This is a genomic window from Acinetobacter sp. X9 (genome assembly GCF_054889255.1).
Window position 1 is genome coordinate 901,856 of the sequence record NZ_CM142679.1, and the last position, 13,602, is coordinate 915,457.

General features: G+C 37.2%; 16 protein-coding genes and 1 pseudogene. 9 read left to right on the forward strand and 8 right to left on the reverse strand.

The window, feature by feature from the left end; all coding sequences use genetic code 11:
- Window positions 1–9: 9 nt before the first annotated feature.
- From ACYU0V_RS04325 to ACYU0V_RS04335, 3 genes are read right to left on the reverse strand one after another with little or no spacing between them, the layout of a single operon-like run.
- On the reverse strand, window positions 10–753 hold the full coding sequence (locus ACYU0V_RS04325) for a TSUP family transporter (RefSeq protein ID WP_461849903.1): 744 nt from the start codon (window positions 751–753) through the stop codon (window positions 10–12).
- Window positions 754–796: 43 nt separating this feature from the next.
- On the reverse strand, window positions 797–1,072 hold the full coding sequence (locus ACYU0V_RS04330; RefSeq protein ID WP_461849182.1) for a hypothetical protein: 276 nt from the start codon (window positions 1,070–1,072) through the stop codon (window positions 797–799).
- A 26-nt stretch (window positions 1,073–1,098) separates the two neighbouring features.
- On the reverse strand, window positions 1,099–1,464 hold the full coding sequence (locus ACYU0V_RS04335; protein WP_461849183.1) for a hypothetical protein: 366 nt from the start codon (window positions 1,462–1,464) through the stop codon (window positions 1,099–1,101).
- Window positions 1,465–1,515: 51 nt separating this feature from the next.
- On the opposite strand from ACYU0V_RS04335, the gene ACYU0V_RS04340 reads away from it, so the two are divergent.
- Both ACYU0V_RS04340 and ACYU0V_RS04345 read left to right on the forward strand, forming a co-directional pair.
- Window positions 1,516–1,929 carry a hypothetical protein gene (locus ACYU0V_RS04340; RefSeq protein WP_347746629.1) on the forward strand — a complete coding sequence of 138 codons (414 nt, stop codon included), beginning with the start codon at window positions 1,516–1,518 and terminating at the stop codon, window positions 1,927–1,929.
- A 3-nt stretch (window positions 1,930–1,932) separates the two neighbouring features.
- Window positions 1,933–2,247 (forward strand): hypothetical protein, encoded by a 315-nt coding sequence (locus tag ACYU0V_RS04345; protein ID WP_347746628.1) that lies wholly within the window; start codon window positions 1,933–1,935, stop codon window positions 2,245–2,247.
- Window positions 2,248–2,340: 93 nt separating this feature from the next.
- On the opposite strand, the gene ACYU0V_RS04350 is transcribed toward ACYU0V_RS04345, so the two are convergent.
- The gene (locus ACYU0V_RS04350) at window positions 2,341–2,763 is read right to left on the reverse strand and encodes a MerR family transcriptional regulator (protein WP_461849186.1); all 423 of its coding nucleotides are present in this window, start codon (window positions 2,761–2,763) and stop codon (window positions 2,341–2,343) included.
- A 21-nt stretch (window positions 2,764–2,784) separates the two neighbouring features.
- Complete coding sequence (locus ACYU0V_RS04355; RefSeq protein WP_461849188.1) at window positions 2,785–3,303, reverse strand: SRPBCC domain-containing protein; 519 nt, start codon at window positions 3,301–3,303, stop codon at window positions 2,785–2,787.
- A 254-nt stretch (window positions 3,304–3,557) separates the two neighbouring features.
- Here ACYU0V_RS04355 and ACYU0V_RS04360 point away from each other — a divergent pair, with 254 nt between their 5' ends.
- The 3 genes from ACYU0V_RS04360 (at window position 3,558) to ACYU0V_RS04370 (ending at window position 6,037) form a co-directional block, all read left to right on the forward strand.
- Window positions 3,558–4,343: a hypothetical protein gene (locus ACYU0V_RS04360; RefSeq protein ID WP_461849190.1), complete on the forward strand. Its 786-nt coding sequence runs from the start codon at window positions 3,558–3,560 to the stop codon at window positions 4,341–4,343.
- Between the two features lie 48 nt (window positions 4,344–4,391).
- Window positions 4,392–4,817, forward strand: coding sequence for a hypothetical protein (locus tag ACYU0V_RS04365; RefSeq protein WP_060464887.1), 426 nt, complete (start codon window positions 4,392–4,394; stop codon window positions 4,815–4,817).
- A 665-nt stretch (window positions 4,818–5,482) separates the two neighbouring features.
- Window positions 5,483–6,037 (forward strand): TetR/AcrR family transcriptional regulator, encoded by a 555-nt coding sequence (locus tag ACYU0V_RS04370; RefSeq protein ID WP_461849192.1) that lies wholly within the window; start codon window positions 5,483–5,485, stop codon window positions 6,035–6,037.
- 100 nt (window positions 6,038–6,137) lie between these two features.
- Here the strand turns inward: ACYU0V_RS04370 and ACYU0V_RS04375 are convergent, their stop codons facing one another.
- Window positions 6,138–6,743: a nitroreductase family protein gene (locus ACYU0V_RS04375; protein ID WP_461849194.1), complete on the reverse strand. Its 606-nt coding sequence runs from the start codon at window positions 6,741–6,743 to the stop codon at window positions 6,138–6,140.
- A gap of 37 nt (window positions 6,744–6,780) precedes the next feature.
- Window positions 6,781–7,563: an SDR family NAD(P)-dependent oxidoreductase gene (locus ACYU0V_RS04380; RefSeq protein WP_461849196.1), complete on the reverse strand. Its 783-nt coding sequence runs from the start codon at window positions 7,561–7,563 to the stop codon at window positions 6,781–6,783.
- 122 nt (window positions 7,564–7,685) lie between these two features.
- Between ACYU0V_RS04380 and ACYU0V_RS04385 the strand changes: the two genes are divergently transcribed.
- A complete protein-coding gene (locus ACYU0V_RS04385) occupies window positions 7,686–8,252 on the forward strand; it encodes a TetR/AcrR family transcriptional regulator (RefSeq protein WP_130120342.1) in 567 nt (188 codons plus the stop codon).
- Here the strand turns inward: ACYU0V_RS04385 and ACYU0V_RS04390 are convergent.
- A pseudogene (locus ACYU0V_RS04390) lies at window positions 8,249–9,406 on the reverse strand (glycerate kinase). The gene ACYU0V_RS04385 and the pseudogene ACYU0V_RS04390 overlap by 4 nt on opposite strands.
- A gap of 399 nt (window positions 9,407–9,805) precedes the next feature.
- On the opposite strand from ACYU0V_RS04390, the gene ACYU0V_RS04395 reads away from it, so the two are divergent.
- From ACYU0V_RS04395 to ACYU0V_RS04405, 3 genes are all read left to right on the forward strand, one after another.
- Window positions 9,806–12,214 carry an FdhF/YdeP family oxidoreductase gene (locus ACYU0V_RS04395; protein WP_461849198.1) on the forward strand — a complete coding sequence of 803 codons (2,409 nt, stop codon included), beginning with the start codon at window positions 9,806–9,808 and terminating at the stop codon, window positions 12,212–12,214.
- Window positions 12,215–12,292: 78 nt separating this feature from the next.
- The gene (fdhD, locus tag ACYU0V_RS04400; RefSeq protein WP_270906258.1) at window positions 12,293–13,084 is read left to right on the forward strand and encodes a formate dehydrogenase accessory sulfurtransferase FdhD; all 792 of its coding nucleotides are present in this window, start codon (window positions 12,293–12,295) and stop codon (window positions 13,082–13,084) included.
- 119 nt (window positions 13,085–13,203) lie between these two features.
- On the forward strand, window positions 13,204–13,596 hold the full coding sequence (locus tag ACYU0V_RS04405; protein ID WP_002118768.1) for a YkvA family protein: 393 nt from the start codon (window positions 13,204–13,206) through the stop codon (window positions 13,594–13,596).
- The last annotated feature ends 6 nt before the right edge of the window (window positions 13,597–13,602 follow it).

Below are 13,602 nucleotides of genomic sequence, written 5' to 3' on the forward strand. Positions count from 1 at the left end.
ATAAATTAATTAAAAGAAATGGCTAAAATATATAAAAATTGGATTTTTAGGGTCCCATAATAATTTTAGAGCCATACATAAGCTTATCAGTATTAATAAGGGCTTGATCACTCTTGATCCAAACCTTACCGCAAATTTTGCACCAATCGAAGCACCTATAAAAGCTCCACCAGCCATCACTAGAGCTATTGGAAAAATGACATACCCTTTGATGATGAAAATAGATAAAGAACCTAGGTTGCAAGCTACATTTGCTAACTTGGTATATGATAAGGCACTTACCAGCTTAAAACCTAATAATATTACAAATGCAACGATGAAGAATGAACCAACTCCAGGACCAAAAAACCCATCATAGAACCCCAATAATGGTGCAACTAGAAGTGCAAATAGGAAGTAAGGAATAAGTGGTTTTTTATCTACATCACTTAGTTTGGGTGAAAAAATAAAATATAAGGCTACTAAAATCAAAAGTATTGGAACGATAGTTAAGAGTACCTTTTTAGGCATGAGCGTAACTGAAAGTGCCCCTAGTGTACCTCCTAAAAAAGACATACAAGCAATAGGCATTGCTTTACGCCATTCGATTAGTCCTTTTCTTGCGAAACTAATAGTTGCCGAAAGAGTTGCCGAGGCAGCTTGCAATTTATTGGTTGCTATTGCAGATACAGGAGGGACGCCTGATAAGAGCAATGCAGGTAGAGTGATTAAGCCACCACCACCTGCAATAGCATCAATAAATCCAGCTACCATAGCCACTAAGCCTAAGATAAGTAGGATTTCAAAATTCAATTTATTAGCCTTTAACAATAAGCGGATTTTTTTGTACTACAATATAATCAAGATTTTTTCTATAACCAAATAAACGAACTAATGTTCTTCGGTTATCTTTAATAATATCTCGACAATGTAAGCATAAACTATTATTAATAATTAAAACTGTATGAGAGTTTAAATGAATGGGATCAACAATACTAGCTTGTCGAATAATAGACTCAAACTTATAAAAAGCATTTTTAATTTTTAAAGAGGCATTCTCATTTGGAGTGAATCTATATAAATTATATTTCATGGCTATATAATCATATTTATCTACTTCTAAAATAGAAACATTTTCTCCTCCAGATCCTGACCCTCATTAAATGTTTTACTTCTTGTAAATTTAAAACTTTCTGTTGTTAAAGCCATTGTCTCTTCAAGAGTTAATTGACGTAATATTCTTGATATAGGGATTAAACTAGTAGGTTCGTTTAAGGGATTCCATTTTGCTGTTAAAATTAAAGAGGAAGGAGCTGGTGAATGGTTATCAACGACTTTAGTAACAGTGTGATAGGGAGCTTCGGTATGTGCAGTTAATTCTATACCTGAATGTGAACTTTTATCAGGATTCTCATTTTCAATTTTTGTAGTTCCACCGCTTTTTGAGTTTTTAACAACACTAATGTTTTTTATAGCTATTTCCAAGACCCTCTCTAGTGGTAACATACTTATTGAATAAATAAGTATGTTAAGTTAATGAAATACTCAAAAGAAAAAATAATAAAAGCTTTGTTACTTTCACCTTTACCATTACTTTTTTTCACGGCATTGATGTTTGTAATAATAAATCATGAATACAGCCTATATTCGATTTTCGTAGTTTTTATAGGGCATTGTCTTGTTTACCTAATCTATTGTATTTTGACTGTGCCTTTTAGCTTTATGTTTTCAGTCTTTTTAAATCGTTATAGTGTTCTTAATTTGCTAACTATTTGTGTGAGTTCTCTAATTATTGCAATGCCTTTTTTCATTCTTTGGGGATGGTGGCATACAGGAGAAGTTTTTAAAGATTGGTGGAAGATGTACACTAATGTTTGGACTATTCTTATGGCTCTATTTCCTGGTGTATGTTATTGGCTTTTTTTAATTAACTTAAAAACTAAAGAATAATTCATGAAAAAAATATTATATTTTAATTGCTTAGCAATTATTTTGACTTATATATCTTTACTCTATCAAAAATATATCTTAGTTGACCGTATAGTCGTAGATAAGCTTGAAAAAATCGAAGTCATAGCTGGGGGATTCCCTTTTCAGTTCTTAATAGATGGTGAAACTTCTCCGGCTGGAAGTATAAGCATCGATCCTGTATTTATTTTAATTGGCATGGATCAGTTTGTTTTCCTCAACTTTTTTATTGATTATTTGTTTTGGATAAGTGTTTTATTTACTTTTTACATGGTTTTTAAAAAGTACAAAACGCTATAGTCTTACTCAAATAAACAATACATCTTATACGAGATAGATTGACTATCGATAGAGATAAGTCTACATATAAAATGAAAAAATTTAAGAGTATTTTTAAGTTTGCTTTCTTAAAAGCTTATACAAGTTTTCAATCATATCTTGAATAATGCCCTGATTTTTAACAAAAGAATTATCTTTAATATATTTTTTAACATCTTGGAGAGTATCTTTTCCATATACTAACAACTTAATTTGCTGATTAATCATTTCTATTTTTTTATCAATCAATTGGTTGGAGATAATATTACATTCTTCAGAAGGAGGTTTTGTTCCAAGTTCAATGAGTTGTTTGATCTCTTCTAGCGTAAATCCAGTATTTTTCAAACATATAATTAATTTAATTTTTTGTTCATGTATTTCTTGATAGCTTCTATAGCCATTTGTTAATCGTTCGGGAACTAATACTCCACATTTTTCATAAAAACGTAAAGTATCTAATGATAGTCCGTATTTTTTTGAAATTTGACTAATATTCATTCAGTGCCCCTTACTTTTTAACTAAGATATTTTACAGGTATTATTATTTAAGTTCTGACCTTCAATATGTTTTTTGAAGGATCTATTCATTTTATCAAAATTTAACTTTGTAGGTTGAATAACAAAGTAATTTAATATAGGTACAAGTAGTCCATTAAAATCTTCTGCTTGAATTAATTGAGTTGTATTGGTATCAATTTTATTGAAAATAAATTGATGTCGACCATTAAATAATCCATTTATATAGAGTTTTCCTTCCCATTCTAAGTGATATTTATCCAGTTTTTTTATTACTGGCTGCATTGTAAATTGCACTTTTCTATTTTTATTGTATAAATCTACACTAATTTGTTGACCTACATGGGTGGGGAATCTATCAATACCAAATAACATATTCCATTTCGGATACGATGAAGTGCATGTGAACGTTTGCCAAACATGATCTATTGGTTGATTTATAATAATCTTTGTTTCAATTCTTTTGTGATGAAATAAAAGAATGAACACAGAAAATACAACCAAAGTGAAAATTAATTTCATTAAATAGTACCTTTGTTACTAAATACTATAATGATTCTAAGGTTGGAGCTTACTCTAAGCTCAAGTAAATTTTTACCTGCACGTTAAATTAGGTTGTATCTAATGAGAATCTCTTTTGTAAAAGCTAGAAAGAGGATAGTAATTTTTGTATTTGTAATATAAGTATTAAATAGCAACACCTATTTTTTTATACGGATATATAATTTTCTTAGCAGCCCACCTTTGAAATATATGAAGTTAAAGATTTAAAAATTATGATACCAGTACAGCCATTCTCTTTTTTCGCAATTTTTCTGTTATTTATTATTCCATTGATTGGAATTGTATTAACACTAGGCTTGTTGGTGAAAGTAATACTCTTTTGGCTAAAGACGGCTGAAAAGCCTGTTAGGTTTTTTTCTCGAAAGACATTATTCATTACGCTGTTGGCATTGATATGTGATCTGTGGGCTGTTTATCTATTTTATATGATTGCATCGGTAAAGTATGAGTTCGCACTTGAGCAACATTATAAAGAAAGTCGCAGCCATTTCGTTTTATCTCAAGATGCCCAATATGGAGAACTGCTGATTCCCAAAGGGAGCTTAATCAGTCGTTACGATGCTTTTGACAACGGTGAGCCACAATTACCCTTGAATTTACGAGGATTACAGGCTGTACGTTTCCCTCATCCTGTACAAGTCGCAGGAATGTGGGTAACTGCGATGGAACCTCCTCGAATGGAATTGGCGTGGGATCAGCATGTGGGTCCAGTCATGCGCTTTGATCCTAATGAGGAAAATGGTTATGGTAAATGGGTTCACGATACAAAGCATCCTACAATCGCTTGTTCTCGTGGGGACATCGTACTGTTTGAAATTCCATCCATTCATTATGATATTGCAAAAGAATTTGGTAAACCTGAACCCGATGGAGCTAATGCACGTTTTCGTCCGAGTGAGTGGGGTGTTCAAGAATGTGGAAAAGGTCAGGGGCCAATTAAAGTTAGTCCCGCATATACTGGGGCTGCGCCAAAGAAACCTTGGTTTCAACCTTACTGAAAAGCTCTTAATGTATCATTATAAAATTCTAGTAATTTGAGTAAATTTATGTGGGACACGGTCATTTCTATTTCTATTTTTGATCATTGGCTTTCAGAAGTAGAAGCTGATCAATCGAATATCATTTGCTACGACATCTCATTGAAAAATAATAGCTTGGATGAATATTTAAATGGCGAAGAAAAATTCTTAAACTTTTACTATCAACTTTTTGATGAGTATTCTTTTAAAGATAATAAAAAAATAGATTTTGATGAATATAAAACCACTGTTATACAAAGTCTAAGAGAACATCGATTAATGGATATGTATGTTCAAAATGGAAGAATAAGGCTACAAGGTGGATTTGATAGGACTGATCAGCTCTTTTTAGCTAATAGATCTTTGATCCCAGATATTATGAAAAAACTAGAAATAAGTAAATTACACGTTTTAGAGACAACGAGTTATGAAAACTATTTAAAATTAACCTAATGGAGCTTATACGAAGTCTTTCTAGCTCAAATAAAACAGCCTCTTAAGGCTGTTTTATTTTCCCTTTATAAACCCCACTTAAACAATAACTCACTCATTATTTATCCTTACTTTTTAATGATCTAAATTAAAAAAAATGTCATTTTGTGTGCTTGACTGTAAAAGGACAGGGCACTATTCTTTGCCTGCTGGCCACATTGCCAGCCGGTTTTAGCAGACCGTGTATTATCTCCCGCATCAGAGTTTTTCCTTCTGAGGAATAGTCTTGTGTGGTGAACTACTCGTTCCTTTCCCGTTGCGGTAGGACGGGAGAGGGACACCTTCGGGTGTGCTAGTTTGAGATAATACTAGTCTGCTAACCCTTTCTCGTTCTGCCACCATAATTCCTATTCATGTCTGGCAGAACTCCCAATAAAAAGGAGTTGGCTTTGCACATTCTTAATTTCTTGGCAGCCTTTGCCAAAGTCTATATCGACACGACTTAAATTTATAAGCAGCTTGATAGCGATTAGCGCTTTCAGGCTTTAATTCGTCGCGACCAAAAACTTAATCAACAATAAAACTTGAGATGTGCAAAACACAGTCTTAACGGCTTTGCTATGCCTTTTTTCTCCCAAATAAGTGTCTCGTTTACATACAACAATAATTTTTATAATGGTAAAACTATGCCAAATTTAGTGATCTCCCCACGTGCCATACAAGTCGTAAATAAATCGATCGATCTGTTTCACCACCACGGATTTCATACGGTTGGAGTCGACAGAATCGTGAAAGAGTCTCAAATTCCAAAAGCGACTTTTTATCATTACTTTCACTCTAAAGAGCGATTTATTGAAATCTGTTTGATCGTGCAAAAAGAACGTTTAAAAGAAAAAGTAGTTTCAATGGTTGAGTACACCACTCAAACAAGTGTGGTGGATAAACTTAAGAAACTTTATGTCTTACACACCGATTTGGAGGGGCTTTACTATCTATTATTTAAAGCAATTTTTGAAATCAAACTGTCCTATCCAAAAGCCTATATCACCGCAATGAGATATAGAACATGGTTGCTTAATGAAATCTATAGTCAGTTAATAAAACTAAAAAAAGATGTTTCCTTTCAGGACGCCAAATTATTTTTATATATGATTGAGGGAACCATTATTCAGCTTTTAAGCACGGGTCAAGTAGGGAATAGAGAGATGATATTAGAATGTTTTTTGAAGCAGTTTAAATAGGATTCAAAGTCCGCTTTTAAAATGCATGCCAAATTAAAGGCTTCCATCTATTTATAAAAAAAGAACAAATAGTATGAAAGCCTAAAATCTGACTAAAAACTTAGAATGTATTTTGAATAATTACATCGTCGTAAGGAAGTTTGCCTACACGTGGGTAAGGCTGAGATGCTGACTTACCAACTGCAATCATTAAACACACTACGTGATCTTCAGGTAAGTTAATGAGCTTTGCCATCGCATCAAAGTCAAAACCATCCATAGGACAACTGTCTAAACCATGCTCTTGAGCAAGTAACATTAAAGTTTGAGCAAAAATACCCGCACTACGCATCACTTCGTCACGCTGGGTTTGTGGACGGTCACGGTAATATTGGTCAATTGCGCCAGCCATAATATTCTGAACTTCCGGAGAGGCTCCATCCCATACACGCTTAGCATCAACTTCCCATGTATTTACTTTTGCACACAACACAATCAGTAATGATGACTCTGTAACTTGTGGTTGATCCCAAGCAATGGTGCGAATTTTTTGTCTTAACTCAGTATCTTCAATGATGACTGGACGCCAATGTTGTAAGTTAAAAGCGCTTGGCGCATTGGCTAAAACTTCTTGTAATAACTGCTTTTTGTTATCTTCAGAAAGTTGAAAAGCAGGGTCGAAGCGTTTAACTGCGCGGCGGTTACGGATGGCATCAATAACATTCATAAGATTTTCCTACTTAAGAGTTGGGTAGCGGTACTCGTTAGTTTTTATAACGTTGGGCTACATCAGCCGAAGAAAAGTTTGGTAGTAATGTGATACGTGATTTTTCAAAATTATTCCATTGATTTTCGTCTTTCAGCACAGGAATTGTAATCGTTTCTTTACGATCAAAACCAATCAGAGCCGCATCAACCAAATCATTGACATCCATTAATGGTGGAACTTGGCTTAAGTCGATGCCTGAACGTTCCCAAATTTCGGTTTTAGTAGCAGAAGGCAATACGGCTTGAACGTGCACGCCATGATCTTTTAATTCTAAATATAAGCCTTGGCTAAAAAATTGGATGAAAGATTTACTTGCGCCATAGATGGTAGAACCTAATTCAGGAGCTAATCCAAGCACAGAGCCTAAATTAATAATGGCACCTTTACCTTTATGTATAAGTGATTGCGAAATTGCATGAGACAAACGAACAACCGCAGTCATATTTAAAGTCAGAAGTTTTTCAATATCTTTAATATCTTGAGTTAAAAAGTTTCCGTTTAATGCAATCCCAGCGTTATTTACCAGAATTTCAATATCAGCTTCGTTTTTGAGTACATCTTCAATTTTACTGATGTCTTGATCGTTTGATAGATCGGCTTGAATGAACTCGACTTGTACGCCGTATTTTTCTTGAAGATCTTTTGAGATTTTATCTAAGCGGTTGGTGTCTCGTGCAACCAAGATTAAGTTATGGCCACGTTGAGCAAATCGGTCTGCATAGACAGAACCAATTCCTGACGAAGCTCCTGTAATAAGTACTTTCGATTGAGCTGACATGCGATGTCTCCACGCTTTAATTTTTAGATGATGACTATAATCTAAAATATGCAAGTTTTGATGTCAACCATAATCAATGTATAATTGTGACGAATAGGGTGAGTAAAAGTGGGTAGGCCAACATGAAAGTCAGTAAAACTCAGGTAAAAGAAAACCGAGAAAAAATTGTCGAGAAGGCGACTCAACTGTTTCGTAGCAAAGGCTACGACGGTGTCGGCATTGCTGAATTAATGTCTAGCGCAGGCTTTACCCATGGTGGGTTTTATAAACATTTCAGCTCGAAAACAGACCTTGTCTCAATTACTGTTAAACATGGGCTTGAGCAGGTTTTAAAAAGAATAGAAGGTTTAAACTTAATTCAATTTATTCAGCTTTATGTGTCCCGCACTCATCGAGACAATCGAGATTTGGGATGTACCTTAACAGCGTTATCTTGTGATGCTGCAAGACAACCAGACGAAGTAAAAGTCGAATTTGAAGAGGGCATTGAGCAACTTATTCAGTTCATTATGAATGAACGAGCAAAACAAGTTTCTTTAGAAACAGAAGAGTTGAGAAAGCAAGCCATCAATATTCTTGCTCAATCTGTGGGGGCAATTGCCTTGTCTCGCGCATGCCCAGACCAATCAAACCTTAGCGATGAAATCTTGGAAAGCTGTAGAGAGAGTCTTTTAAAGTTAGCCGATTAGGCTTTTTTATCATTTAAGCTGGTTTGGCTAAACTGAATTAACCTCGCAATATCCACTGTTCTCTCATAAATAAGTTTGGCTGCATGTTCGCAGGCTTGTTCTAATGTGATGGGACCATTTGTTAGTGAAAAAGCAGCCGTAACGCCGTGCTCATAAAGTGCTTGATAGCCTTGGCCTAAAGTTCCTGCAATCACAATGACAGGGATGCCATGAGCTTTTGCAATTTGGCTTACCCCAAAAACGGTTTTACCGCTTAAGGTTTGCTAGTCAAATTTACCTTCACCTGTAATCACCCAATCTGCGTTAGAAATTTTATACTCAAGCTGATTCAGTTCAGCCACAACCTTAACTCCAGCTTTAAAGTCGGCATTTAAATAACTTTTGGCTGCAAAGCCCAAACCGCCAGCAGCACCAGAACCTGCTTCCTCTCGTTTGTCGAAACCTAAAAGCTTAAGAGAAACATCGGCAAAATGGGCAAGGGCTGCATCAAGTAGTCGTACTTGAGCAGGAGAAGCCCCTTTTTGTGGGCCAAAAATATGAGATGCGCCGTTTGGACCGCAAAGTGGATTGCTCACATCGGCAGCTAGTAAAAACCGCGTGTGCTGAATACGTGAGTCGAAATGTGTTAAATCAATTTTTGATAGGTTGCCTAGAGCGATGCCACCTGCAGGTAAAATCTTTTGGTTGACATCGAGCAAAACAGCACCTAAAGCACTTAGTAATCCTGTGCCGCCATCGTTGGTCGCACTACCGCCCACAGTTAAAATAATGTCTTTTGCACCTGCGTCTAAAGCATCCAGAATGAGCTGACCTGTTCCAAACGTTGTGCTATGGCAAGCATCACGCTCTGACGGCGGGACTAGCTGTATGCCGCTCGCTTGAGCCATTTCAATGATGGCGATTTTTTGTTTTTCTAACCATCCCCATTTGGCTTGAACAGGCTGACCTAATGGCCCGACTACAGTTTTTTCACGCCATTCACCTTCACAGACCTCTAACACTGCTTCAATAGTTCCTTCCCCACCATCTGCCATCGGGCATAAAATCGTTTCTGCATGAGGAAAAACTTCTTGCCATCCTTTGGCAATGGCCTGAGCTACGTTTAAAGCAGATAAGCTGTCTTTAAATGAGTCAGGAGCGATCACAACCTTCATAAGTGCTCTAATGTAGATAGATTTTTAATTGTTTTATACTGCTTAATCCAAAAAAACCATACATAAAGACATGTAAGCATCAATTTTAAAAAGTTTCTCTTCTGTTAAGAATGAAAACTAATAATGTTTTGATCTGTAAAAGGCGGAGTTTCTATCTTTTTAACTCATTGTTTTATATATTTTTCTATAAATAGCGTGGTTGGCTTGAATTATTGTAATTGTAAAAAATATGGCACATATTATAAGAACAGTTGAGCCAGCTTTTTAAAATATGGTGAATAACATACCAAGCGGACTCTACCCATAAGCTAGACAGCAGCGATTCTTAATATAAGCATAATTAAATTGTGGTTCTATTAGATTTGTTGAATGCCTAAGAAGAATTAAGAGGATGACAAAGTGGATAATTCAGAAGAACAAAAGCACATACAGGAAAATAACGGTTTTGCGCGAATTGAGCCATACACTCATCCTGCTGGCGGGTGGGGTGCACTCCTTAGTGTTGCTCGAAACTTAAAGCGACAAGATATTTTAGGTAAAGGTTCAATTACCTTACTCAACATTAACCAGCCTACAGGGTTTGACTGTCCTGGCTGTGCATGGCCAGAAAAGAAAGATGCTCATGCCTTTAACTTCTGTGAAAATGGTGCAAAAGCAGTTGCCTTTGAAGCAACCAGTAAAACAGTGACTCCTGAATATTTCGCAGGGCATACCGTCAGTTGGTTATCAGAACAAAGTGACTTTTTCCTCGAAGACTTAGGCCGCTTAACAGACCCAGTTCGCTATGATGCTGCAACCGATAAATATGTGCCTATTTCATGGGACGATGCATTTAAACTCATTGCTCAACATTTACACGCGCTAGACAACCCAGACCAAGCGGCATTTTATACCTCTGGCCGTGCCAGTAACGAAGCAGCATTTTTATATCAATTGTTTGTGCGAAGCTTTGGTACAAATAACTTTCCAGACTGCTCGAACATGTGTCATGAAACCACAAGTGTTGGCTTACTTGACTCGATTGGTTTAGGAAAGGGTACAGTCACTCTAGAAGACTTTGACGTAGCCGATGCAATTTTTAGTTTTGGTCATAACCCCGGCACCAACCATCCACGTATGTTAGGTACTTTACGTGAAGTATCTAAACGCGGCGGTAACATTATTGCGATTAACCCAATTAAAGAAAGAGGTCTTGAGCGTTTCCAAGACCCGCAAGCACCGCTTGAAATGATGACTAACGGCAGTACACCAATTAGTCGCTATTACTTCCAACCTAAAATTGGGGGGGACTATGCACTGATGTTGGGTATGTTAAAACACTTAAATGAGTGGGATAAAAAAGCACTTGCCTCAGGTAAACCAAGTATTTTTGACCGAAAATTTATTGCGGTGAATACCGTTGGTTTTGATGAAATGATTGCTGAGGTTGAAAGAACTGAATGGGCAGATCTTTATAAACACTCAGGCCTATCGCCTGAACATTTAGAAAAACTCGCCAAACTCTTTTTAGAATCCGAGCGTTCAATTTTCTGTTGGGGTATGGGTATCACGCAACACCGTCACGGCACAGCTAACGTACACATGTTAGCCAATTTATTATTGGCTCGTGGTCAAATTGGTCGTCCGGGTGCAGGGCTTTGTCCAGTTCGCGGGCATAGTAATGTGCAAGGCGACCGAACCATGGGCATTAATGAACTGCCTAGCCCTAAATTACTCGACAACATTGACCGCGTGTTTGGTATTAAATCACCGAGAAAAAATGGACATGGTGTCGTTGAAACCATTAAAGCCATGGCTGAAGGCGAGGTCAAAGTCTTTATTGGTTTAGGTGGGAACTTTGCAGTTGCAACGCCAGATACGCCGTATACCCAAGAAGCACTTAGAAAGTGTAATTTAACTGTTCATGTTGCAACCAAGTTAAACCGTAGCCATTTGGTGTGTGGTAAAGACGCACTTATTTTGCCGTGTTTAGGGCGTACCGAAATTGATGAGCAGCTTCATGGGCCGCAGGCAATTTCAGTCGAAGATTCAATGAGTAATATTCATTTGTCAGCAGGGCGTAACGCTCCAATTTCTGACAATATTTTGTCTGAACCAGATATCGTCGCCCGAATGGCCGAAGCAGTGCTTCCAGATAGTCAGATTAAATGGAAATGGTATATCGAAAGCTATGACCGTATTCGTGACTCAATTGCCGATGTCTTTGATGAGTTCCATGACTTTAATTTACGCGTCTATAAACCGGGCGGTTTTCATCTAGAGCATCCAGCCAATCAGCACATCTGGAATACAAAAAGTGGTAAAGCGCAGTTTATGATTACACCGCTGAGTGAGGTGTATGCCGATAAGGAAAATCAGTACGCTGCGGCATATACCGACAGTAAAGTTTATACCTTAATGACCACGCGTTCTCATGATCAATACAACACTACTCTATATGGTCTAGATGACCGCTATCGTGGGGTGTTCGGTCAGCGCCGTGTGTTATTTATGAACCAAGCTGATATTGATGAAGCTGGTTTCGAAGCAAACCAATGGGTCGATATTGAAAGTGTTTTCTCGGACGGTGTGAAACGTATCGTGCATAGTTTCCGTATTGTGCCGTACAACATTCCGCGAGGCAGTTTAGCCGCTTACTATCCGGAAACTAATCCTTTGGTGGCATTAAGTAGTCATGATAAATATGCCAAGATTCCTGCTTCAAAAAGCGTTCCTGTGATTTTGCATCCCGGAAATGCGCCAGAGCATTTTAACTTGGCAACCGCAGTAGGCCCTGAAGATGCCGATAAGAAAGTAAGCAACCTTTAATCAAAGGCAATATTAAAAAATGTCATCCAAACAAATGGCGCTCTAAACAAGCGCCATTTTGAAATAAAGGAAATAATTTTGACACCACATTCTTATGGGGTTGAAACATTACCAGTACAGCGGTTTAACAAAACCGACTCTGAAAATGTTTTAGATCATATTGTGCAAGAGTACCCAATTGCCTTGGTGTATAACGGCATTTCGCATGCGGTGATGATGGCGACACCGACCGATGTTGATTTATTTGCTAAAGGATTTAGTCTCTCGGAAGGAATTTTAACAAGCTTAAAAGAACTATATGCACTTGATGTACATCAAAATGAACTGGGCATTACGGTAGAAATGACTATTTCATCGAGAGCATTTGCTGCCTTAAAGGAACATCGCCGTATGATGGTCGGTCGTACAGGGTGTGGTTTGTGTGGAATTGAGAGTTTAGAGCAGTTTCAGTTAGACGTTCCTAAAATTACAACGCATGCATCAAAAATATGGCTTGAGCAAATTCCGAGTGCTATTTCCCATTTAAAAGCCCAACAAGAAATTACCGCTTTAACGGGTGGCGCACATGCGGCAGCATGGGTGGTTGATGGGCACATCGTCGCTTTATTTGAAGATGTTGGCCGCCATAATGCCCTAGACAAATTACTCGGTTATTTAGCGCAAGAAAACTACGACACCAGTTTAGGTTTTGTGGTGATGACCAGTCGGGCAAGTTATGAACTGATACGAAAATGTGCTCAGCTGAATATAAGTCTACTGGCTTCAATTTCAGCACCGACCAGTATGGCCATTCAGTTAGCCAAACAATCTGGCCTGACTTTGGCGAGTTTTTGTAGGGGAGACAGATTTGTTTTATATACGGAAATTTAAAATATATTGTTCAAGATGATGAACCTAAAATAAAGCTCATCTGACATTTCTTTGGCTTTTAAGCTAAGGATAGGTTTTATGGATTATTATAAAACTCTAAAGGTTCAGAGTCTGTCCAAATGTCTTGGTTACAATCAATAAAAGAATGGGCAAAAGGTCTAAAGAAGCAAATTATTATGCTTTGGTTTGCCTCAAGGCATCCTCAAATGCCGTGGTTACCCAAAATTATTGCTGTGGTGGCTGTGGCTTATGCTTTTAGCCCCATCGACTTAATTCCAGATTTTATTCCTATTTTGGGCTTTATTGATGATGCCATCATTTTACCAATGCTCATTTGGTTAGCAGTTCGTTTTACGCCTCAACAAGTCATTTTCGATGCAGAACAACAAGCTGAAGAATGGCTGGATGAACATGAAAAACGACCAAAAAACTATTTGGTTGCCGTACTCATTATTTTAATTTGGCTCACACTCGCGGTCATGGCTTACTTTTATTTTGGTGGTGGGTTGTAACTAAAC